This is a genomic window from Massilia eurypsychrophila (assembly GCF_002760655.1).
In the GTDB taxonomy this organism is placed as follows: Bacteria; Pseudomonadota; Gammaproteobacteria; order Burkholderiales; family Burkholderiaceae_D; genus JAFCUW01.
In genome coordinates this window covers 38,679-59,539 of the sequence record NZ_PDOC01000018.1, presented here as the reverse complement: position 1 = coordinate 59,539, position 20,861 = coordinate 38,679, and the positions used below count along the sequence as shown (strand labels likewise).

At 62.9% G+C, this 20,861-nt stretch carries 22 protein-coding genes and 1 pseudogene; 14 read left to right on the top strand and 9 right to left on the bottom strand.

Annotated elements, in window-relative coordinates; translation table 11 throughout:
* Positions 1–13 precede the first annotated feature (13 nt).
* The 4 genes from CR105_RS21670 to senA form a co-directional block, all read right to left on the bottom strand.
* Complete coding sequence (locus tag CR105_RS21670) at positions 14–196, bottom strand: hypothetical protein (protein WP_099792092.1); 183 nt, start codon at positions 194–196, stop codon at positions 14–16.
* Positions 197–385: 189 nt separating this feature from the next.
* Entirely contained in the window at positions 386–616 is a 231-nt protein-coding gene (locus CR105_RS21665; protein ID WP_099792145.1) for a hypothetical protein, read from the bottom strand.
* A 67-nt stretch (positions 617–683) separates the two neighbouring features.
* Positions 684–995, bottom strand: coding sequence for a hypothetical protein (locus CR105_RS21660; protein WP_099792090.1), 312 nt, complete (start codon positions 993–995; stop codon positions 684–686).
* A gap of 762 nt (positions 996–1,757) precedes the next feature.
* Positions 1,758–2,954, bottom strand: coding sequence for a selenoneine synthase SenA (gene senA / locus CR105_RS21655; RefSeq protein ID WP_099792088.1), 1,197 nt, complete (start codon positions 2,952–2,954; stop codon positions 1,758–1,760).
* Between the two features lie 49 nt (positions 2,955–3,003).
* Between senA and senB the strand changes: the two genes are divergently transcribed.
* The 3 genes from senB (at position 3,004) to trpS (ending at position 6,256) form a co-directional block, all read left to right on the top strand.
* Entirely contained in the window at positions 3,004–3,963 is a 960-nt protein-coding gene (gene senB, locus CR105_RS21650) for a selenoneine biosynthesis selenosugar synthase SenB (protein ID WP_229414058.1), read from the top strand.
* A 17-nt stretch (positions 3,964–3,980) separates the two neighbouring features.
* Positions 3,981–5,039, top strand: a complete 1,059-nt coding sequence (gene selD, locus CR105_RS21645; protein ID WP_099792084.1) for a selenide, water dikinase SelD — start codon at positions 3,981–3,983, stop codon at positions 5,037–5,039.
* Between the two features lie 200 nt (positions 5,040–5,239).
* Positions 5,240–6,256 (top strand): tryptophan--tRNA ligase, encoded by a 1,017-nt coding sequence (trpS, locus tag CR105_RS21640; RefSeq protein WP_099792082.1) that lies wholly within the window; start codon positions 5,240–5,242, stop codon positions 6,254–6,256.
* Positions 6,257–6,271: 15 nt separating this feature from the next.
* Here trpS and CR105_RS21635 read toward each other — a convergent pair whose 3' ends face one another.
* Positions 6,272–6,493 carry a hypothetical protein gene (locus tag CR105_RS21635; RefSeq protein ID WP_099792080.1) on the bottom strand — a complete coding sequence of 74 codons (222 nt, stop codon included), beginning with the start codon at positions 6,491–6,493 and terminating at the stop codon, positions 6,272–6,274.
* A gap of 125 nt (positions 6,494–6,618) precedes the next feature.
* Here CR105_RS21635 and CR105_RS21630 point away from each other — a divergent pair, with 125 nt between their 5' ends.
* Both CR105_RS21630 and CR105_RS21625 read left to right on the top strand, forming a co-directional pair.
* Complete coding sequence (locus CR105_RS21630) at positions 6,619–7,569, top strand: sensor domain-containing diguanylate cyclase (protein ID WP_099792077.1); 951 nt, start codon at positions 6,619–6,621, stop codon at positions 7,567–7,569.
* Between the two features lie 184 nt (positions 7,570–7,753).
* Complete coding sequence (locus CR105_RS21625; RefSeq protein WP_099792075.1) at positions 7,754–8,941, top strand: methyl-accepting chemotaxis protein; 1,188 nt, start codon at positions 7,754–7,756, stop codon at positions 8,939–8,941.
* Positions 8,942–8,952: 11 nt separating this feature from the next.
* Here the strand turns inward: CR105_RS21625 and CR105_RS21620 are convergent, their stop codons facing one another.
* Both CR105_RS21620 and CR105_RS29055 read right to left on the bottom strand, forming a co-directional pair.
* Complete coding sequence (locus CR105_RS21620) at positions 8,953–9,333, bottom strand: VOC family protein (RefSeq protein ID WP_099792073.1); 381 nt, start codon at positions 9,331–9,333, stop codon at positions 8,953–8,955.
* 88 nt (positions 9,334–9,421) lie between these two features.
* Positions 9,422–10,243, bottom strand: a complete 822-nt coding sequence (locus CR105_RS29055; protein WP_229414057.1) for a PEP-CTERM sorting domain-containing protein — start codon at positions 10,241–10,243, stop codon at positions 9,422–9,424.
* Between the two features lie 188 nt (positions 10,244–10,431).
* On the opposite strand from CR105_RS29055, the pseudogene CR105_RS21610 reads away from it, so the two are divergent.
* A pseudogene (locus tag CR105_RS21610) lies at positions 10,432–10,516 on the top strand (methyl-accepting chemotaxis protein); the annotation flags it as partial.
* 289 nt (positions 10,517–10,805) lie between these two features.
* Positions 10,806–11,369 (top strand): M23 family metallopeptidase, encoded by a 564-nt coding sequence (locus tag CR105_RS21605; RefSeq protein ID WP_099792069.1) that lies wholly within the window; start codon positions 10,806–10,808, stop codon positions 11,367–11,369.
* 67 nt (positions 11,370–11,436) lie between these two features.
* Here CR105_RS21605 and CR105_RS21600 read toward each other — a convergent pair whose 3' ends face one another.
* A complete protein-coding gene (locus CR105_RS21600) occupies positions 11,437–13,140 on the bottom strand; it encodes a cation:proton antiporter domain-containing protein (protein WP_099792067.1) in 1,704 nt (567 codons plus the stop codon).
* 229 nt (positions 13,141–13,369) lie between these two features.
* On the opposite strand from CR105_RS21600, the gene CR105_RS21595 reads away from it, so the two are divergent.
* From CR105_RS21595 to CR105_RS21565, 7 genes are all read left to right on the top strand, one after another.
* Positions 13,370–14,053, top strand: coding sequence for a hypothetical protein (locus CR105_RS21595; protein ID WP_099792065.1), 684 nt, complete (start codon positions 13,370–13,372; stop codon positions 14,051–14,053).
* Positions 14,054–14,506: 453 nt separating this feature from the next.
* Positions 14,507–16,198 carry a 2-isopropylmalate synthase gene (gene leuA, locus CR105_RS21590; RefSeq protein WP_099792063.1) on the top strand — a complete coding sequence of 564 codons (1,692 nt, stop codon included), beginning with the start codon at positions 14,507–14,509 and terminating at the stop codon, positions 16,196–16,198.
* 151 nt (positions 16,199–16,349) lie between these two features.
* Positions 16,350–17,267 (top strand): ABC transporter ATP-binding protein, encoded by a 918-nt coding sequence (locus CR105_RS21585; RefSeq protein ID WP_099792061.1) that lies wholly within the window; start codon positions 16,350–16,352, stop codon positions 17,265–17,267.
* Positions 17,268–17,273: 6 nt separating this feature from the next.
* On the top strand, positions 17,274–18,035 hold the full coding sequence (locus CR105_RS21580; protein WP_099792059.1) for an ABC transporter permease: 762 nt from the start codon (positions 17,274–17,276) through the stop codon (positions 18,033–18,035).
* A gap of 95 nt (positions 18,036–18,130) precedes the next feature.
* Positions 18,131–19,339 carry an MFS transporter gene (locus CR105_RS21575; protein ID WP_099792057.1) on the top strand — a complete coding sequence of 403 codons (1,209 nt, stop codon included), beginning with the start codon at positions 18,131–18,133 and terminating at the stop codon, positions 19,337–19,339.
* Positions 19,340–19,423: 84 nt separating this feature from the next.
* On the top strand, positions 19,424–19,654 hold the full coding sequence (locus tag CR105_RS21570; RefSeq protein ID WP_099792055.1) for an AbrB/MazE/SpoVT family DNA-binding domain-containing protein: 231 nt from the start codon (positions 19,424–19,426) through the stop codon (positions 19,652–19,654).
* Positions 19,644–20,096, top strand: a complete 453-nt coding sequence (locus CR105_RS21565) for a PIN domain-containing protein (RefSeq protein ID WP_099792053.1) — start codon at positions 19,644–19,646, stop codon at positions 20,094–20,096. Before CR105_RS21570 ends, CR105_RS21565 begins: the two co-directional genes overlap by 11 nt.
* A 6-nt stretch (positions 20,097–20,102) precedes the next feature.
* Here CR105_RS21565 and CR105_RS21560 read toward each other — a convergent pair whose 3' ends face one another.
* Positions 20,103–20,846, bottom strand: a complete 744-nt coding sequence (locus CR105_RS21560) for a haloacid dehalogenase type II (protein WP_099792051.1) — start codon at positions 20,844–20,846, stop codon at positions 20,103–20,105.
* Between the last annotated feature and the right edge of the window lie 15 nt (positions 20,847–20,861).

Sequence of the window (20,861 nt, the reverse complement as noted above, 5' to 3'; positions counted from 1 at the left end):
GCGGCCCGAAGATTTAGCGGCGCACCTTCGACGCGAACGATGTTTCGCGGGCGTCCTTGTGGCGATCTTCTTCCTCGGCCACACCGAGATGTGCCTTGGCGTCGTGGTTATTGCTGTGTTCGTTGCGCTCGCGCTCGACTTCGCGTTCGATGCGCGACTCGCGGAAGACCGGCCGGGTGGTTTCAAGACGTGCCATGGAAACTTTCAATCAGAAATGTACGAGTGGGATGGTAGCGCCGCTGTTTGCTGGCGGTCGCTGTTGTCAGTCGCACCCAGAATGCCTGATGTGTCCGTCTCAGTAAGTTGGCTTCCTCACATAGCGCGACGATTCGAACAAGAAATTTCCGGTCGCGACACCGTTGTCATTAGACATTTTGCCGGCGCATCATCCGTTAATGCGCATGAGGCGCTGGCCGTGGATGCCCCACAGGTAATCGGTGCCGTCGACGCGGCCGGCCAGAGCCCAGCCGGTTCCCACTTTCTGCACCGTCACTTCGCTGGCGATTTCCAGAGCCAGTTTCTCGGCCCACAGCGAGGCGCCCCCCTTCCCTTTGAACAGCTCCTTACCTTCGAAGATGACGGTGGCGTCGTACACAGGCATGGCAAAGATGGTCATGATTTTCAATCGCTTTCACTAACAAAATGGTGCCTAGTTTAACGCCTTTTTTGCCGACAAGCAGCAGTTAGCGCGGCAGGTAGCCCAGCTCGGCCATGCACGCCACGGCGGTATCGGTGACCATTTGCGATCGCAGCTTGAAGTTGTTCGACACCCGGTTGATGCATGACTGCACCGCGCGCGCTTTCGGCGCAACTGCCAGCGGGTCGCGCAGGTTGAGGACTTTTTCGACAATATCGGCGATGGTGATCAACTGATTGGCAGGGGAAGCGGCGTGCCATTCACGCAGCGACGAGCCGTGCAAGGTGCCGCCGACGGTCACTTCGGCCGATGCATTCGCGCACGCCACGGCCAACACGAGGGAAATAACGATTTTCATGGCAATCCTTTCCGAAAGACCATCGAGCAGCAAGATTAACTGCAGACGAATCGAAAGCTGCGCTCATCGGGCGCGCAGTTGGGCTGCATCAACCCCGGGGTCAGTGCCGGCAATCGCACACGGGCCCAGCAATAGCGGCGTTAAAGATGAGGCCGTGTTCGAATGCCGGCACTGACCCCGCAGGTTTGAAGATGAGGCCGTGTACGAATGCCGACACTGCCCCCCGCAGGTTTGAGCCCCGCAGGTTTAGTTGCGCTGCATTAAGGCCGGGGGCAGTACCGGCAATCGCACACGGGCCCAGCAATAGCGGCGTTAAAGGTGAGGCCGTGTTCGAATGCCGGCACTGACCCCGCAGGATTGAAGATGAGGCCGTGTATGAGTGCCGACACTGTCTCCCGCAGGTTTGACCCCCGCGAACCCTGGGGGTCAGTGCCAACTCTGGGGGGGCAGTGCCGGCAATCAACTCTGGGGGTCAGTGCCGGCAATCGAACACGGGCCCAGCAATAGCGGCGTTAAAGATGAGGCCGTGTACGAATGCCGGCACTGACCCCGCAGGTTTGAAGATGAGGCCGTGGACGAATGCCGACACTGCCCCCCGCAGGTCTGACCCCCGCAGGTTTAGTTGCGCTGCATTAACGCCGGGGTCAGTGCCGGCAATTGCACACGGGCCCAGCAATAAGCCGGCGTCGAGGATGAGTCCGTGTGCGAATGCCGGCACTGACCCCGGCGGTTTATTCGCACATCAGCCATCTGGCGTCTACGTCAATAGGCGCAGGTGCGAAAGCCCGCGAACATGTCGTCGCGCTCGGGCAGGTAGAAATTGCGGTAGCGCGCCGAGCGACAGCGCGCCGGCGTCGCAAACGAGGCGCCGCGCAGCACCTGGTGCGTCATGAACCAGGGCTCGGAATACTCGCCGTAGCGGTCGGCCGCGAAGCCGGGATACGGCTCGAACGGCGAGGACGTCCACTCCCACAGCTGGCCCCAGCGAAACCCGGCCTGCCCCGACACCGCCGCGCATTCCCACTCGGCTTCGGTCGGCAGACGCCGGCCGGCCCAGGCGCAATACGCTTGCGCTTCGAACAGGCACACATGGCGCACCGGCTCGGACGGCGCCAGCGTCGACGGCCTGCCGAACCGTACCGTGCGCCACTGCCCGCCTTCGCGCTGCCAGTAGCGCGGCGACGAGCGTTCCTGCCGCATCAGCCAGGCGCGCCCCGCCACGCTCCAGAAGCCGGCCTGTTCGTAGCCGCCGCCGGCGACGAACTCGGCGTACTGGGCGTTGGTGACCAGGCCGGCGTCGATGCGAAACGGCGCCACGTAGCACTGGAACGGCGGCTTTTCGTTGTCAAACACGAAGCCGCCCTGCTGCGCGCCGCCGAGTACGATGGTGCCACCAGGGTACGAGATGTCGGAAGCCGGTGAGCTGACCAACTGGTCGTGGGTTAGCTGCGCCGGCGCGGCGATGCCCAGCGTCTGCAGCGTGTACAGCAAGGCCTCGCCGTGCATGTCCTCGTGCGCCAGCGCCAGCCGGTACGGATACAGCGCCTCGTCGGTGCCGGCCTCGCGCGACAGTTTGTCGAGCGTGCGGTCCAGCACTTCGTGGCAATAAGTCTTCAGCGCGCCGGCCGACGGCAGGTCGAGCGTCCAGCGCGCGCGGTGCGGCACCAGGTTCGAATCGAACCAGTCGTCGCCTTGCGTGAGCAGCGAATGGCGCTGCGCCGCCGCCGGATGGGTCGAGCGCGCCTCGCGCAGGATGAACCATTCGGCGAACCACGCCGTATGGCCCAGCTCCCACAGCGGCGGATTGATTGTGGCAATATGCGGCACGCGGGCAAGCGCGTCGAGGCCTTCGGCGGCGAAGCAGTCGAACAGCGCCAGCGTATAATTTCGCGCGGCCTGCAGCTCTTGCGCAAGCGGCTGCGCCCGCGCGGTGCGGAATGACGCATTAATTGAACTCATGGCGAGATTGTAACGAATTTCTGGAGAAGCGCCGGTGGCAGCAAAGCACGTGATAATCGTCAGCCCGGCATTGGCGCGGGCAAACAACGGCAACTGGCAGACCGCCAGCCGCTGGGCGCAGTTCCTGCGCGCGCATTACCGCGTCGATATCGTCACCGAATGGACGGCCGCCGACGGCGCGCCCGACCTGCTGATCGCGCTGCACGCGCGGCGCGCGGCGCCGTCGCTGGCCGCCTTCACGCAAGCGCATCCCGAGCGGCCGTCGATCCTGGTGCTGACCGGCACCGACCTGTACCGCGACATCGCCACCGACGGCCAGGCGCAGCAGTCGCTACTCCATGCGCGCGCGCTGGTGCTGCTGCAGGACGCCGGCCTGGCGCTGCTACCGGCCGCGCTGCGCGGCAAGGCGCACGTCATCTATCAGTCGGCGCCGGCGCTGGCGCCCTATTGCCATCCGGCACAGCGGCGCGGCTTTTCGATCTCGATGGTGGGCCACTTGCGCGACGAAAAAGATCCGCTGACCTTCATCGCCGCCGCCGCGCTGGTGAGCGATGCGCGCGCGCACATGGTCCACATCGGCGGCGCGCTCGAGCCGGCGCTGGGCGCCGCCGCCGAGGCCGCGCAGGCGTCCAATCCGCGCTACCGCTGGCTCGGCAACCTGGACCATGGCGCCGCGCGCGAGCAGCTGCGGCGCAGCCACGCAATGGTCATCGCCTCGCGCATGGAAGGCGGCGCCAACGTCATCATCGAGGCGGTCACGTGCGGCGTGCCGGTGCTGGCGAGCGACATCAGCGGCAACCGTGGCATGCTGGGCGACGATTACGAAGGCTACTTTTCGGTCGGCGATGCGCCGGCGCTGGCGCGCCTGATCGAACGCAGCATCGCCGACGCCGACTTCTACCGGCGCCTGCGCGCGCAGTGCGCCACGCGCGCCGTGCTGTTCGACCCGGCCGCCGAGAAAGCGGCGCTGCTCGCTTTAGTGGATAATCTGTCAGATACGCACCAATAACCGGAATGGAACAACTCATGAGCACAGCTAGCGACCAGCCAATCAAACTCACCTCGTTTTCGCATGGCGGCGGCTGCGGCTGCAAGATCGCGCCGGGCGTGCTGGCGGAGATCCTGAAAAATTCCAGCGGCTTTCCGGTACCGAAGGAGCTGATGGTCGGCATCGAAACGGCCGATGACGCCGCCGTCTACAAGCTCAACGACGAGCAGGCGCTGATCGCCACCACCGACTTCTTCATGCCGATCGTCGACGACGCGTTCGACTTCGGCCGCATCGCCGCCACCAACGCCATCTCCGACGTCTACGCCATGGGCGGCACGCCGATCATGGCGCTCGCGCTGGTCGGCATGCCGATCAACAAGCTGCCGCTCGACACGATCGGCAACATCATCCGCGGCGGCGAGTCGATCTGCGCCGAAGCGGGCATCCCGATCGCCGGCGGCCACACCATCGATTCGGTCGAGCCGATCTACGGCCTGGTCGTGCTCGGCCTGGTGCACCCGTCCAAGGTCAAGCGCAATGCCGATTCGAAAGACGGCGACGTGCTGATCCTGGGCAAACCGCTCGGCGTCGGCGTACTGTCGGCGGCGCTGAAAAAAGACGCGCTCGGCGCGGACGGCTACGCCGCGATGATCGCCAACACCACCAAGCTCAACAAGCCGGGCATGGCGCTGGCAAAGCTGGATGGCGTGCACGCGCTGACCGATGTAACCGGCTTCGGCCTGCTCGGCCACCTGCTCGAACTGGCGCGCGGCGCCAAACTGACGGCGCAGCTGGACATGTCGACCATTCCGCTGCTGCCTGGCGTCGAGCAACTGGCGCACGACGGCTTCTTTACCGGCGCGTCCGGCCGCAACTGGGATGCGTACGGCAAGGACGTCGAGCTCGCCGCCGGCATCAGCCCGGCGCAGCAGGCATTGCTGACCGATCCGCAGACGTCCGGCGGCTTGCTCGTCGCGTGCGATCCGGGCAGCGTCGACGAAGTGCTGGCGCTGTTCGCGCAAGGCGGCTTCGGCGACGCCGCGGTCATCGGCCGCATGCATGCTGGCGCGCCCAAAGTCACCGTCCGCGCCTGACGCTAACGAGTGAGCTCGTGATATACTCGCCCGCATGAAAACCCCACGTTCAATCACACATCGTTGGTGGCGCGCCTGACCTTGGCGGCCCGTTTTCATACGCACGATTTTTAACGTGATGCCGCCGGTCCAGGCGGCATTGTTGTTTCTACGACATGCACGCAACACCGGCGACGTCCAGGCCCTTACTCGGAGTCACGATGTCCAACGCTTCCCCGCAACCGATCATCCTCACCGGCGACCGCCCTACCGGTCCGCTGCACCTCGGCCACTACCTCGGCTCGCTGCGCGCGCGCGTCCAGCTGCAGCACGAAGCGAAGCAATACCTGCTGCTGGCCGACGCCCAGGCCATGACCGACAACGTCGGCAAGCACCAGAAAGTGACCGACAACGTCATCGAAGTCGCGCTTGACTACCTGGCAGCCGGCATCGATCCCGAGAAGTCGACCATCTTCATCCAGTCGCAGGTGATCGAACTGGCCGAGCTGACCCAGTACCTGATGAACCTGGTGACGGTGGCGCGCCTCGAACGCAATCCCACCATCAAGCAGGAAATCGTGCTGCGCGGCTTCGAGCGCGACATTCCGGCCGGCTTCCTGGTCTACCCGGTCAGCCAGGCGGCCGACATCACCGCCTTCAAGGCGACCTTGGTGCCGGTAGGCGACGACCAGTTGCCGATGATCGAGCAGACCAACGAGCTGGTGCGTAAATTCAACGCCACCGTCGACCGCCAGGTGCTGGTCGAATGCAAGGCCGTGCTGTCGGCCGTGACGCGCCTGCCCGGCATCGACGGCAAGGCCAAGATGAGCAAGTCGCTCGGCAATTCGATCGCCCTCGGCGCCACTCCGGACGAGATCAACAAAGCCATCAAGATGATGTACACCGATCCGAACCACCTGCGCGTGGACGACCCGGGCCAGGTCGAAGGCAACGTCGTGTTCTCGTTCCTCGACGTGTTCGAGCCGGACACGGCCAAGCTCGACGACCTGAAGGCGCACTACCGCCGCGGCGGCCTGGGCGACAGCGTGCTGAAAAAGATGCTCAACGAACGGCTGCAGGAAGTGCTGGCGCCGATCCGCAGCGAGCGCGAGCGGCTGGCCAAAGATCGCGGCGAGATGCTCAGCGTCATCAAACGCGGCACCTACAAGGCGCGCGAAGCGGCAGCGCAGACGCTGTCGGAAGTGAAAGCGGCGTTGGGATTGAACTACTTCGGTTGAGTGCGCAACGAACTGCTAGACGCGCCGCTTGGGGCGCCGCAACCGCACGCGCGAATGTGGCCGCGGTTCGGTCTCGATATCGTCGGGACCGTGCGGCATGTAGCCACCAGCCGCGCGCACCTTGTGGAACCCTTCACCATTCGGTGTGTGCTTGAGTCTGTACCAGATCAGGCCGACAGCGACGAGCAAGGTCAGATACAAGATGAAGAGCACCAGCTTGATTGTGTCGGTGTCCATTGATCGGCCCTTCGGGATATTTTCTTCGTAGCAACGGATTGTAGCAACGTCAAGGGTCGCCGTCTACAGTGTTGCTACTTAGCTACCATTTATCATTGGCACTGCCAATCCTTTTTTCGACGCCCATGACCGCACCACTGACCAGCCCCATCCCCCTCGCCGATCCCGGCGTCTACCGTACCTTGCTCGAATCGACACGCGCGATTCCCTGGCGAATCGACTGGGCCACGATGCGTTTCACCTACATTGGCCCTCAGATTGAAGAGCTGCTCGGCTGGAGCCCGTCCAGTTGGCTGTCGGTGAACGACTGGGCCGACCGCATCCATGAGGAAGACCGCCAGAAAACGGTCGATTACTGCGTTGCGCAGTCGCAGCAAGGGATCGACCATGAGGCCGACTACCGCGCCCTGACGCGCGATGGCGACCATGTGTGGATCCGCGACGTCGTGCATGTAGTGCGTGGCGAGGTTGGCAGCGTCGATTCGCTGGTCGGCTTCATGTTCGACATCACCGCGCGCAAACACAGCGAGGACAAGATCCTGCAGTTGCAGCGCGAACTGGAGGTGCTGTCCTACCGCGACAGCCTGACCAACGTGGCCAACCGCCGCATGTTCGACACGCTGTATCCGGTCGAATGGGCGAAGGCGCGCGTGACCGCCGAGCCGCTGTCGATCGTGGTCATCGACATCGATTACTTCAAGCAGTACAACGACCACTACGGCCACATGCAAGGTGACGAATGTCTGCGCCGCGTCGCCCAGGCATTGGATGCTGGCGCCTCCCGCTCACGCGACTTGTGCGCCCGCCTCGGCGGTGAAGAGTTCGTGCTGCTGCTGCCGGCCACGGACGAGGAAGCGGCCCGCAACGTGGCCGAACGCTGCCGCAAGCTGCTCGGTCAAAGCGCCATTCCGCATGCCCGTTCCGGCGTTGGCCGCCTGGTCACCGTCAGCATGGGCGTGGGCACCATCGTCCCCGGCGCCGAAGACAATCCCGACGTGTTCATGGATCGGATCGACCGGCGCCTGTACCAGGCCAAGTCCGCCGGACGCGACCGGATCTGCGACGCCGAAGCCTGAAGATCACCTCTCGCACGGGTATTTTCGACCACCTTTGTAATTACGGCAGGCGATCGTGAACTATCCAACGTCAAGCGTTTCATGCCGCGCGCATATTTGTTTATCTAGTGCAATTCTTCGATGCCTTACGGTAAGATCGAACGAAAAGCTGGTTTAACAAACAAAAACGTTCGGAGACGACAGAATGATGGTTTTAGGGCCGCTCAAGTCGCAGATCAATGCGTTCGCGACACAATTGCACACACAACTGCCGGGCGCCATCACGGTTGACCACGCGGCCACTGTCGCCATCAACGGTACGCCGACCCCGGTACTGCGCAGCGGCAGGACGGCCGGCATCTGGGGCTTGAGCGCGCACGCACCTGCGGCCGACGTCGCGGGGCTGCGCTGGCGCTACCTGCTCGGCATGCTTGGCTCGCTGGTGGTGCTCGGCGCCGTCATCGACCAATGCATGCGACGCCTGGTGACCCAGCCGCTAACCGTTGCCCGCGAAGCAGCCACACTGATGGCGTCGGGCGACCTTTCCGCGCAAATGCACGTGGCGCGCCGCGACGAGATCGGCCAGCTGATGCAGGCGATGAATGGCGTCAGCCAGGGTCTAGCCGACCTGGTCGGCAAGGTGCGCAACGGCTCCGACAGCATCACCATTGCGACCCGCGAGATCGCCTCCGGCAACGCCGACCTGGCCACGCGCACCGAAACGCAGGCGGCCTCGCTGGAAGAAATCGCCGCCAACGTCGAAACGATCGTGGCGGCAGGCCGCGCCAACGCCGAGCGCTCGGCCCACGTGACGACATTGTCGACCTCGGCCTCCGACGAGGCGGCCGCCGGCGGCAAGGCAGTCTCCGAGGTGGTGGGCAAGATGACGGCGATCCGCGAGGCATCGTCGAAGATTGCCGACATGATCGGCACCATCGAAGCGATCGCGTTCCAGACCAACCTGCTGGCCTTGAACGCCGCGGTCGAAGCGGCGCGCGCCGGCGAACACGGCCGCGGCTTCGCGGTTGTGGCATCCGAGGTGCGCGCTTTGGCGCAGCGCAGCGCCACGGCCGCGCGCGATATCGGCGCCGTCATCGGCGTGTCGGTCGCCGAGGTCGACGGCGGCAGCAAGCTGGCCGACCAGGCCGGCGCCGCGATGACCAACTTGCTGACGTCAATCAGCAGCGTGGCGGGCGTCATGGCCGAAATGAGCGGCGACAGCCGCAGCCAAAGCCTCGTCATCGACGAACTGAATCAGTCGATCGGCAACCTCGACGACATGACCCAGCAGAACGCTGCGCTGGTCGAGGAAGCGGCCGCAGCGGCCGAGAACGTCCACCGCCGCGCCGACGAGCTATCCAGCGTCGTGCAGGTGTTCAAGCTGAGCCGCTGACGTTCGACGCGTCAGCTGTTGGCCGCATGCCGGTGGCACACCACTTCGATGTTGTGCCCGTCCGGGCCGATAACGAAAGCCGCATAGTAATTGGCGTGATACTGCGGACGAAGCCCTGGCGCGCCGTTGTCGGTGCCGCCCGCCTCCAGCGCCGCCTGGTGGAACGCCGCCACTTGCTGGCGAGTATCGGCGACGAAGTCCAAGTGAAGGTGCGCCGGCTTTTCTTGTGTCTCGAACAGGCACAATGAAACTTTGCCGTCCTGACTAAGCTCGACGCCGTAAGACGGCTCGCCCTCCGATACAATGGCAACGCCGAGCGGACCGAGCGCCTTCAGGAAGAAGGCTTTGCTCGCCTGATAGTTGCTGACGCCGAATTTGACGTGGTCAAACATGGGGGACTCCAACGGTGCGCTGGCCTGCTCGCCCGTCTCTCTGGGGTGGCGTCCGTGCCAGCTAGCGCGAAGCACCACAGGTAGTGGATTACTTGGACTTGCGGCGACGCGCGGCGGCAAAGCCGAGCAGGCCCAGGCCAACCAGCAGAGCGCTGGCCGGCTCAGGCACTTCGGCAGCCCGGACAGCTTCAAAGTTAAACGTCGTCGACTCGCCATTAAAACCGAATGTGACGTTGTCGACGAAGCCGTTGAAGGAGCCGCCCCAGCCCGACCCGATGCCGAACTCGATTCCCAGAACTGCGGAGTTCGCGGTCAGCAGGTCCGAGGTGGCAGGACGCCCAGCGCTCATCCATTCCTGCAACGGAATGTAATTATCGACGTTGGCACCAGGGCTGAACTGACGCTGCCAGTAGTTGCCTGCAAGGATATTGCTGCTGTTCCATGTGTCCAGCACCATGCCGCCGCCGTTATAGACTTGTTCCCAGATCAGGTAGCCACGGTCGCCCAGCGTACTGGCGTCGCCGTCGGCATCATAGGTCAAGCGCATCGCCGGCTGCAGGTGAGTGTCGGAGGTGCCGCCGCTGCTGCGATACCAGTCATAGCTGAGCGCGCTGAGCGTACCGAGCGTACGGGTCGAATCGAAGCCCCAGGCATAGGCGAAGTCGGCCTTGCCACTGGCGTCAGTGAGCGACATTTGCACCGAGCCGTTGCCGCTGCGCGGATTGACCGTGTTGATGGCGGCAACGGTGGTCGAAGTGTGGCCGGTGCTAAGGCCTCGATAGTTGGCGAGAGTCCACGAATTGACGCCGGCGTTCATGTCCGCCGGGGTGACGACGACGACACCCGCACTGGCGTGACCAGCGGCCGCGATCACGGCGAGTGCGAGGCTCTTGAGCAAAAGCTGTTTCATTGGATACCTTTGTAGGGTTTTAGCTGAGAACCGACTTATAAGCAACTTTTGTGCCCAACTAACCACTAACTAACATATTGAGCGTAATCAATCAGTTACACTCAGCGTAGATGTAACACGCGGACTAGGTGTAAAGGTGCTCGACAGGAAGGGCATCGTCGAAGATCGCCGACATGATCGGCACCACCGAATCCATTGCGTTCCAGACCAACCTGTTGGCGTTGAACGCCGCGGTCGAAGCGGCGCGTCGGCGAACACGGCCGCGGATTCAGTTCGACGACGAGGCTCTGGTAGCGGCCGACGCCGCTCATCTCGGCGATGATGCCGGTCACACTGAACCCGGTTGAGCAGCTCGTCATCGCAGCACAGGCCTGGTCCGCTAGCTTGCTGCCGCCCTCGACCTCCGCGTATTGTACGCTGGGGGGGGTGGACTTCCACGCAGCTAAACTTCGCTCACTGACTCCTTTGCAGCGATGGACTAAACCGCACGCCTTCGGTTAAGTCTGGGAATCCGCCAATCCGTCCCCATCTGATAAGGTCCCTGCACTACAACGGAACCGACATGCGATTTTTTCTACGCGCCCTCGTGGTCGCCGTCGTGCTGACGGTGGGCTACATTTTTCTGGAGCCGACCATCGACCGGGCGCTGTACACGATGCGCCTGGCCGCGATGCCCAAGCCGGAGGCACTCCCGGTTCCGGTCGAGGGCGTGAAAACGCGCGCGCTGCGCGACACCTGGAACGGTGCCCGCAGCGAAGGTCGCAAGCACCAGGGCATCGACATCTTCGCCAAGCGCGGCACGCCAGTGATATCGAGTACCGAAGGCATCGTCATGCAGGTGGGCACCAACCGACTCGGTGGCTTGGTGGTGTGGGTCATGGGTCCCGGCCGCCAGCGTCATTACTACGCCCACCTCGATGGCTATGCGGAAGACGTGGAAGTCGGCATGCGCATCGAGGCTGGCCGGGTGCTGGGTTACGTTGGCGACACTGGCAATGCAAAGGGAACGCCGCCGCACCTGCACTACGGCGTGTACGACATTGGCGGTGCGATCAATCCATTTCCGCTGCTGCGCGCCAATACGGATGCCGTGGCGGCGGCGAACAAGGAAAAGCCCAAAAGTTAAGCCTGCACTTCAATGAAGCTGCGCTCGGCCGACAGAGCCTGCGCAGTTTCGGCAGAACCACTGTCATTCAATGCGGCTTGGCTTCCGCCTCGCTCAAGTTGCGCAACACATACTGCGTCATGCTGTTTGCCAGCTCGTGCTCGCCGACAAACACCTTGCCAGCATGCTCGCCGCGCAACAGCTCAGCCTCGCTCTCGCTATGCGTGCGCACCACCGTCTTGATCGACGGATTGAGCGCGCGCGCCGTCTCGATCATGGCGCGCACCCGGAACGTGTCCGGCGTCGCGACCACCAGCATCGAGGCGCGCGCGATGTGCGCCTGGATCAGCACGGCCGGCTCGCCAGCATCGCCCGCCACTGCCGCAAAGCCCTGCTTGCGCAGTTCCTCGACCAGCTCGCGGTTCTGCTCGGCCACGACGAAGTGCACGCCCTGATTGGTCAGGTCGTGCGCGATGCGCCGGCCGACGCGGCCGTAGCCGACCAGCACTACCTGCCCGCTCAGCTTGGCGTGATCGGTACTCATCGGCAGCTCGGCGAGCGGGTCTTCGGCACGTTCCATGCGCCGCGCCAGTTCGGACTTCGAGCGGATCCAATTCTGCAGCGGCTCGACGGCCTTGAACAGCAGCGGGTTGACGGCGATCGAAATGATGGCGCCGGCCAGGATCAGGCTCTGCCCTTCGGCCGGCAGCAGCTTGAGTTGCATGCCCATGCCGGCCAGGATGAACGAGAATTCGCCGATCTGCGCCAGGCTGGCCGACACCGTCAGCGCCGTGTTCAGCGGGTAGCGCAGCATCAGCACGAGGGCGAACGCGGCGAGCGACTTGCCAAAGATGATGACGGCCACCACCGCCAGCAGTTGCAGCGGGCTTTCCACAATGACCATCGGATCGAACAGCATGCCGACCGAGACGAAGAACAGCACGGAAAACGCGTCGCGCAGCGGCAGCGATTCTTGGGCGGCGCGGTGGCTCAGCTCGGACTCGCGCAGCACCATGCCGGCGAAGAACGCGCCCAGCGCGAATGACACGCCGAAAATTTCGGATGAGCCATACGCGATGCCGACCGCCGCCGCAATCACGCACAGCGTGAACATTTCGCGCGAGCCGGTCTTGGCCACGCGCCACAGCAGCCAGGGAAACAGCTTGCGCCCGACGATCAGCATAAAGGCGACGAAAGCGCCGACCTGGCCGAACGTGATCGCCAGCGTCTGCCACAGCGGCCGGTTGGTGTCGGCGCCGGCGCCGCCGAGCGAACCGGCCACTGCCGGCAACAACACCAGCACCAGCACGGTCACGAGGTCCTCCACCACCAGCCAGCCGACCGCGATGCGCCCGTTCAGCGAATCGAGAATGCCGCGGTCTTCCAGCGCGCGCAGCAACACGACGGTGCTGGCCACCGACAACGCCAGGCCGAACACCAGGCCGGCGCCAAGACTCCAGCCCCACCAGTGCGCCAGGCCAACGCCCATCGCGGTTGCCACCGCGATCTGCAAGACCGCGCCGGGCAGTGCGATGCGCTTCACATCCATCAGGTCCTTGATCGAGAAATGCAAGCCGACACCGAACATCAGCAACATGACGCCAATTTCCGCCAGCTGGGCCGAGATGGCCGCGTCGGCAACGAAGCCCGGTGTGGCCGGCCCGATCAGCACGCCGGCGGCCAGGTAACCGACCAGTGCGGGCAGGCGCAGCTTCAGCGCGAGCATGCCGAACAGCAGCCCGAAACCCAGGGCGGCAGCGAAAGTGGTGATCAGGCTGATGTTATGGGGCATGCTGGACGTGTCCTCCGTGTGAATTATCGATGAGTCAAGTCCCTGATTTTACAGGCGATTCGCCGTAACCGTACGACTCTGGCAATGACCAGGCCGGCGTTTCCAACTTTTCTATGCTGAAACAAAACAGATGGTTATAATTCAACGCAATTAATTGAACACCTTCCATACCAAGGCACACATGGCAGACCAGGAAATAGCAAAGCACACTAAATCGCTGTGGCGAATCATGACCGCCGAGCATGGCTTCTGGCATAAGGCGGGCGAGATGCTGCTTGAAATTGTCATCATTGTCTTCGCGGTGAGCCTGAGCATCTGGCTGCACTCGGTCGGCGAGCACCGGCACGAGCAAAAGCAGGTGAAGACCTTCTTGCTCGGCCTGAAGCGCGACATCCAGAGCGATCAGGCGCAGGTCAAGCAGATCGTCGCATTTCACCGCGCGTCCGACCAGCGCTACGCCTACCTGGCGGCGGGCGATCCGAAGGAGTCGCCGGACGGCGAAAAGTTCGACGAAGCGTACCGCCACCTGCCAATGAACAACTTCCTGGTGCCCCGACTCGGGCGCTACGAGGGCTTCAAGTCGAGCGGCAAGCTGACCAATATCGAGAACGAGGCGCTGCTCGAGAAGATCGTCAACCTGTACCAGTACGACCTCCCGAAGGCGGACCTGTCCTCGGATGGGTGGAAGGGACACCAAAAGAAGCTGCTCGCCTATGCTGAGCAGCAGACGGAGGAGGACGACGGCCTGGCCGCGCGCTACAAGATGGCCACCTCCGCCGCCGGCAAGCGACACCTGCGGCAGATGGTGACGTATCCCCAGCTCTACGATCGCTATCAGAGCATCGTCGATGGCGGCAATGCCATCATCAAGGACATCGACCAGGCGTATCCGGACCAGGCGCAGCCGTTGTAGGAATAGGGCCCGCGCGTTCGCGAGGGCGACAGTTTTTCGGTCAACATTGCACACCGGCGCAACGCGATGCTTGACAAGCCGGCGCCGTGTCCCTTACAGTAAGTCCATGTCTTTCCCCTTGCATCTGTCCACTTCCCTACCGCTCGCTCGCGCACTATCGCTAGCGACGCTACTAGCTGCACGCGCGTAATCCACCCGCAGTGCGCCGCCCGGCAACCCGCCCAGGCGTTGGTAATACCCAGGAAAGTTAGGCCCAAGATGTTTTCTACCGCTCAATCCGCAATGTTCGTCGTGTCGACCCCGCCATCCATGGCCGGCGGTGTTCCCGCGCTTGCGCTACTGCTGCTATCGCTACCGACCGGTTGCCTGGCCTAGCGCAACGTGGCCGCCCGGCAGCCTGCAGCCACACCGCGCCGACCCCGGCCATTTCCCATTCGAATCCAGGAGCACCCCATGATGTTGCAGAATCCAGCCGCCAAATACCGCGCTTTCCCGCCCGTCCAATTGACCGACCGCACCTGGCCGGACCGCGCCATTACTCACCCGCCAATCTGGATGAGCACCGACCTGCGCGACGGCAACCAGGCGCTGATCGAGCCGATGAGCCCGGAAAAGAAGCTGCGTTTCTTCGAGATGCTGGTCAAGATCGGCATCAAGGAAATCGAAGTCGGCTTCCCGTCGGCGTCGCAGACCGACTTCGATTTCGTCCGCAAGCTGGTCGATGAGAACCGCATTCCGGACGACGTCACCATCATCGTGCTGACCCAGTCGCGCGACGAACTGATCCGCCGCACGGTGGAGTCGGCGGTCGGCGCCAAGCGCGCCATCGTGCACCTGTACAACTCGGTGGCGCCGGTGTTCCGCCGCGTGGTGTTCAACATGTCGCGCGAGGAAATCATTCAGATCGCCGTCACCGGCACCGCGCTCGTCAAGGAACTGGTCAAGCAACATCCGCAAACCGAATGGGGTTTCGAGTATTCGCCGGAATCGTTCTCGACCACCGAGCTCGATTTTTCGCGCGACATCTGCGACGCCGTCAGCGCCGTGTGGCAACCGACGCCGGACAACAAGATGATCTTCAACCTGCCCTCCACCGTCGAGTGCAGCACGCCGAACGTATATGCCGACCAGATCGAGTGGATGTGCCGCAACCTCGCGCGGCGCGATTCGCTGGTCATCAGCGTACACCCGCACAATGACCGCGGCACCGCGATCGCCTCGGCCGAGCTGGCCGTGATGGCCGGCGCCGACCGCGTCGAAGGCTGCCTGTTCGGCAACGGCGAGCGCACCGGCAATGTCGACCTCGTCACGTTGGCGATGAACCTGTACACCCAAGGCGTGCATCCGGGCCTGGATTTCTCCGACATCGACGCGGTGCGCCAGGTCGTCGAGGAATGCAATCAGTTGCCGGTTCACCCACGCCATCCGTATGCCGGCGACCTGGTGTTTACTGCGTTTTCCGGCTCGCACCAGGATGCGATCAAAAAGGGTTTTGCCAAGCAGAAGGCCGATGAAATCTGGGAAGTGCCGTACCTGCCGATCGATCCGGCCGACCTCGGCCGCAGCTACGACGCCGTGATTCGCGTCAACAGCCAGTCCGGCAAGGGCGGCATGGCGTACCTGCTCGAGCAGGAATTTGGCTTGCAGTTGCCGCGCCGCTTGCAGATCGAGTTCAGCCGCGCGGTGCAGGCGGTGGCCGACGCCAGCGGACGCGAGATTGCCGCGCGCGACATCCACGACATTTTCTGCCGCGAGTATTTCGACCAAGTGGCGCCGTATGCCTACAGTTCGCACAAGATGGTCGAAGACACCAGCAGCGACGAGCCGGTGCAGATCGACATCGCCCTGACCCACCGCCAGCAGCGGATGCAGCTGCAAGGCGGCGGTAACGGGCCGATCGACGCGTTCGTCAATGCGCTCGGGCTCGATATCAAGCTGATGGATTATCACGAGCACTCGATCGGCTCGGGCGCGAATGCGCGCGCGGCCTGCTATGTCGAGCTGCGCCTGGCCAACGGGCCGACGTTGTTTGGCGCCGGCATCGACAGCAACATCGTCACGGCGTCGTTCAAGGCGGTGCTCAGCGCGGTGAACCGGCAGCTGGCGTTGGTCAAGAGCGAGCCGGTATCGGCTGTCGTGGCATAGCGACTCAATCGCGGCCAGACCAACTTCAATCGGGGTCAGACCTGGGTCTGGCCCCGATGCCCTTGCGCCAGTTTGCATAATCACCCCCTACCAACCTTGCAACGCCAATTCCACTACAATCGATCCCATCGATAAATTGGCAAGGAAGCGCATGCAAGCGGTCATCTCAGTCCAGAAACTCTCGAAAACCTATTCGGGCGGCTACCACGCCCTCAAATCGGTCGACCTCGAGATCCGCCGCGGCGAAATCTTTGCCCTGCTCGGCCCGAACGGCGCCGGCAAGACCACGCTGATCAACGCCATCTGCGGCATCGTCAATCCCACCAGCGGCACCATCCTTGCCGACGGCCACGATGTCGTCAAGGACTACCGCGCCGCGCGCGCCAAGATCGGCCTCGTGCCGCAGGAGCTCGCCACCGACGCCTTCGAAAGCGTGTGGGCCACCGTCAGCCTGTCGCGCGGCATCTTCGGCAAGCCGCCAAATCCCGCCCACATCGAAAAACTGCTGCGCCAGCTGTCGCTGTGGGACAAGAAGGACGCCCGCATCATGGCGCTGTCGGGCGGCATGAAGCGGCGCGTGATGATTGCCAAGGCGCTGTCGCACGAGCCGCAAATCCTGTTCCTCGATGAGCCGACCGCCGGCGTCGACGTCGTGCTGCGGCGCGACATGTGGGAAATGGTGCGCGGCTTGCGCGACCAGGGCGTGACGATCATCCTGACCACCCACTACATCGAGGAAGCCGAAGAGATGGCCGACCGCATCGGCGTCATCCGCAAGGGAGAGATCATCCTGGTCGAGGACAAGTCGGCGCTGATGGAAAAGCTCGGCAAGAAGCAGCTGACCCTGCACCTGCAACACCCGCTGGCGGCGATTCCGCCGGCGCTGGCCGGCATGCCATTGGCGCTATCGGCCGACGGCACCGAGCTGGTCTACACCTTCGACGCCCAGAGCGAACAGACCGGCATCGCCGACCTGCTGCGCCGGCTCGGCGAGCACGGCATCGACTTCAAGGACTTGCAGTCGAGCCAGAGCTCGCTCGAGGACATCTTCGTCAACCTGGTAGGGTAAGCAGACATGAACTTTTACGCAATCCGCTCCATCTACATGTTCGAGATGGCGCGCACCTGGCGCACGCTGATGCAGAGCATTGCCTCGCCGGTGATTTCGACGTCGCTGTATTTCGTCGTGTTCGGCGCCGCGATCGGCTCGCGCATGGTGCAGGTCGACGGCGTGCCGTACGGCGCCTTCATCGTGCCAGGCCTTATCATGATGTCGCTGATGACCCAGAGCGTGGCCAACGCCTCGTTCGGCATCTACATGCCCAAGTTTTCCGGCACCATCTACGAGATCTTGTCGGCGCCCATTTCCGCCACCGAGATCGTGCTCGGCTATGTCGGCGCGGCTGCCAGCAAGTCGGTCATCCTCGGCCTGCTGATATTACTGACGGCACGCCTGTTCGTGCCGTTCGAAATCGTCCATCCGGTGTGGATGCTGCTGTTCCTGGTGCTGACCTCGGTTGCCTTCAGCATGCTCGGTTTCATCATCGGCATCTGGGCTGACGGTTTCGAAAAGATCCAGATCGTGCCGATGCTCATCATCACGCCGTTGTCCTTCCTCGGCGGCAGTTTCTATTCGCTGAGCATGTTGCCGCCGTTCTGGCAAAAGGTCGCGCTATTCAACCCCGTGGTGTACCTGATCAGTGGCTTTCGCTGGAGTTTCTACGGCGTTTCCGACGTCAGCGTCGCGCTCAGCGCCGCGGTGGCAATCGCCTTGCTGGCCGTGTGCATGGGTCTGATCTGGTGGATCTTCAAAACCGGCTACCGCCTCCGCGCCTAAAAAATATCAAAAGGGGTCTGACCCGGTCTTGGGGTCAGACTCCGGTTTAGCCGGCGTCCGCAACCCGTGGTCCGGCGCCTCACCTAAGTATCTTCATGAGCATCTCCCCCGCCATAAACCCAACCCCCGCCGCACCAGTCACCGTCATGCGCATCCTCGGCGCAGTCGCCTTCGTCCACCTCCTCAACGACCTGATCCAGGCGGTGCTGCCGGCCATCTACCCGATGCTCAAGGAGCAGTTCGGCCTGACCTTCACCCAGGTCGGCCTGATCACGCTGACGTTCCAGTGCACCGCGTCGCTGCTGCAACCGTGGATCGGCCTGTACACCGACCGCCGTCCGATCCCGTTCCTGCTGCCGATCGGCATGTGCTTCACCTTGCTAGGCGTGCTCATGCTGGCGGTGGTCGATACCTTCCCTACCCTGTTGATGGCCGCGGGGCTGATCGGCATCGGCTCCTCGGCCTTCCACCCGGAGGCCTCGCGCGTGGCGCGCATGGCGTCCGGTACGCGCTACGGTTTTGCGCAGTCGCTGTTCCAGGTCGGCGGCAATGCCGGCAGCGCGCTCGGCCCGCTGCTGGCGGCCGCCATCGTCGTCGGCCGCGGCCAGGGCAATATCGCCTGGTTCGCGCTGGTGGCGGTACTGGCGATCAGCGTGCTGTATGGCGTGTCGCGCTGGTACAAGAATCACCTGCTGACGTTCCAGCGCAAGACCGGCGCGGGCCACGGACCTCAGCTGTCGCGCAAGCAGATCGTCCGCGCGCTCATGGTGCTGGCATTCCTGGTGTTCTCGAAGTACCTGTACATGTCCAGCCTGACCAGCTACTACACGTTCTACCTGATCGAGAAATTCTCGCTGTCGGTCGCCAGTGCGCAGATCTATCTGTTCCTGTTCCTTGCCGCGGTGGCGGCCGGCACCTTCCTCGGCGGGCCGATCGGCGACCGCATCGGGCGCAAGCGCGTCATCTGGATTTCGATCCTCGGGGCCGCGCCGTTCACCCTGGCGCTGCCGTATGCGAACTTGTTCTGGAGCGCCGCGCTGACCGTGATCATCGGCTTCGTGATTTCGTCGGCGTTCTCGGCGATCGTGGTGTTTGCGCAGGAACTGGTGCCCGGCAACGTCGGCATGATCGCCGGCATCTTCTTCGGCCTGATGTTCGGCATCAGCGGCATCGGCGCCGCGGCGATGGGAAAAATGGCGGACGTCTACGGCATCGCCTTCGTCTACCAGATCTGCTCGTACCTGCCGCTGCTGGGCATGTTGACTGTCCTGTTGCCCAATATCGAAAGACGTGCAGCGAAATAGGAAACCCGCTTGACTTTTACTTCGCTACGCTTAGTCTGGATACACCGTTAAAACGATGTGTATCGAATCACTCCAGGAGGCAGAATGCAAGTTGCGAAGTGGGGTAACAGTCTCGCGGTACGTCTTCCGTCGAGCGTGGTGCAGGCTTTGGATCTGAAAGAAGGCGACACTATTTCTATCGAGATCGCCGGCGAGCGTACTTTCGAAGTCATCAAGAGCCCAACACGCTCTGAACTTATTGCTCGTCTGCGGGCTCTGCGCGGTACGATCCCAAGCGACTTTAAGTTTGATCGCATTGAAGCGAATGAGCGCTAAGTGCTTTCTAGATACAAACACGCTAGTCTATATTCTCCAAGGGAAGGAGCCGCTGCCCGGCGCGAAATTATCGCAAGCTGAAGCGGAGGCCAATCGCAAAGGGGAAATCACTCTTCGCCTGCTTCAGAGCAGCGACATTGCCATAGGAGTACAAGTCTGTAACGAGCTTTGCAATATCGCCTTGCGTAAAGGATTCAACTGGCTGAAAACAAAGGAGATGCTGTCGGCTCTTCAATTGCTAAGTGCCGATATTCTGCCTTTGACGTTAGCTGTCCACAAGCGAGGAATTTTTCTGCACGATAAGTATCGGTTTCACTTTTACGACGCGTTGTTGCTGGCTGCGGCCATCGAAAGTGGGTGTGCTGTCTTCTATTCTGAGGATATGCAGCATGGTCAAATCATAGAGAACCGGCTGACGATACAAAACCCCTTCAAGGTGTAGCGATCCTTAAGCATCGGGACGCGTCGCCGCGTCCCCGGCTGCATCGCCTTCAGAAATCTCCGGAATCCCGTCCCAATCCTCCAGCACCCAGTCCGCCATCGCGGTCAGGTTCTCGGTCACCACCGTCGGCGTCGCGCCCAGCACGTCGAAGGCGCCGAGCGTGCGGTTGACCCAGCAAGTCGGATAGCCGAACAGGCTGGCGCCGCTCGCGTCCCAGCCGTTGGCCGAGACGAACAAAATGTGCTCGCGCGAATGCCCCATGCGCCGCGCGGCCAGTTCGTACACTTTCGGATGCGGCTTGAACACCTGCACATCCTCCACGCTGATCAGCTCGTCAAAGGCCCAGCCCATGCTCGAATTGTTCACCACCTGGGCAATCGATTTATGCGACCCGTTCGAGATGATCCCGAGCGGGATGCCGGCATCTTTCAGACGGTGCAGCGTCGCCGGCATTTCCTCGTGCGGCAGCAACTGCAGGTACAGGTCGCCGAGCACGCGCGCCATGTCTTCTTCCAGCGTCAATCCGAGCGCGGTGCAGGTGAAGCGCAGCGCGTCGTCGGTCAGCGCTTCGAAGTTGACGTAGCGATCCATCAAGCTGCGCAGCCAGGTGTATTCGAGCTGCTTCTGGCGCCACAACTGGGAGATCGCCGCGCCCTTGCCGGGAAACGCCTGGTCGCAGATGCCAGCGACGGAATGGACATCGTACAGAGTACCGTACAGGTCGAAGACAATGCTGCGGAAGGGTTTCATGGCTACTTTGCTAAG

Coding starts and splice junctions, on each gene's coding strand:
- CR105_RS21670 (WP_099792092.1), bottom strand. CDS start 196: ATGGCACGTCTTGAAACCACCCGGCCGGTCTTCCGCGAGTCGCGCATC.
- CR105_RS21665 (WP_099792145.1), bottom strand. CDS start 616: ATGACCATCTTTGCCATGCCTGTGTACGACGCCACCGTCATCTTCGAA.
- CR105_RS21660 (WP_099792090.1), bottom strand. CDS start 995: ATGAAAATCGTTATTTCCCTCGTGTTGGCCGTGGCGTGCGCGAATGCA.
- senA (WP_099792088.1), bottom strand. CDS start 2,954: ATGAGTTCAATTAATGCGTCATTCCGCACCGCGCGGGCGCAGCCGCTT.
- selD (WP_099792084.1), top strand. CDS start 3,981: ATGAGCACAGCTAGCGACCAGCCAATCAAACTCACCTCGTTTTCGCAT.
- trpS (WP_099792082.1), top strand. CDS start 5,240: ATGTCCAACGCTTCCCCGCAACCGATCATCCTCACCGGCGACCGCCCT.
- CR105_RS21635 (WP_099792080.1), bottom strand. CDS start 6,493: ATGGACACCGACACAATCAAGCTGGTGCTCTTCATCTTGTATCTGACC.
- CR105_RS21630 (WP_099792077.1), top strand. CDS start 6,619: ATGACCGCACCACTGACCAGCCCCATCCCCCTCGCCGATCCCGGCGTC.
- CR105_RS21625 (WP_099792075.1), top strand. CDS start 7,754: ATGATGGTTTTAGGGCCGCTCAAGTCGCAGATCAATGCGTTCGCGACA.
- CR105_RS21620 (WP_099792073.1), bottom strand. CDS start 9,333: ATGTTTGACCACGTCAAATTCGGCGTCAGCAACTATCAGGCGAGCAAA.
- CR105_RS29055 (WP_229414057.1), bottom strand. CDS start 10,243: ATGAAACAGCTTTTGCTCAAGAGCCTCGCACTCGCCGTGATCGCGGCC.
- CR105_RS21605 (WP_099792069.1), top strand. CDS start 10,806: ATGCGATTTTTTCTACGCGCCCTCGTGGTCGCCGTCGTGCTGACGGTG.
- CR105_RS21600 (WP_099792067.1), bottom strand. CDS start 13,140: ATGCCCCATAACATCAGCCTGATCACCACTTTCGCTGCCGCCCTGGGT.
- CR105_RS21595 (WP_099792065.1), top strand. CDS start 13,370: ATGACCGCCGAGCATGGCTTCTGGCATAAGGCGGGCGAGATGCTGCTT.
- leuA (WP_099792063.1), top strand. CDS start 14,507: ATGATGTTGCAGAATCCAGCCGCCAAATACCGCGCTTTCCCGCCCGTC.
- CR105_RS21585 (WP_099792061.1), top strand. CDS start 16,350: ATGCAAGCGGTCATCTCAGTCCAGAAACTCTCGAAAACCTATTCGGGC.
- CR105_RS21580 (WP_099792059.1), top strand. CDS start 17,274: ATGAACTTTTACGCAATCCGCTCCATCTACATGTTCGAGATGGCGCGC.
- CR105_RS21575 (WP_099792057.1), top strand. CDS start 18,131: ATGAGCATCTCCCCCGCCATAAACCCAACCCCCGCCGCACCAGTCACC.
- CR105_RS21570 (WP_099792055.1), top strand. CDS start 19,424: ATGCAAGTTGCGAAGTGGGGTAACAGTCTCGCGGTACGTCTTCCGTCG.
- CR105_RS21565 (WP_099792053.1), top strand. CDS start 19,644: ATGAGCGCTAAGTGCTTTCTAGATACAAACACGCTAGTCTATATTCTC.
- CR105_RS21560 (WP_099792051.1), bottom strand. CDS start 20,846: ATGAAACCCTTCCGCAGCATTGTCTTCGACCTGTACGGTACTCTGTAC.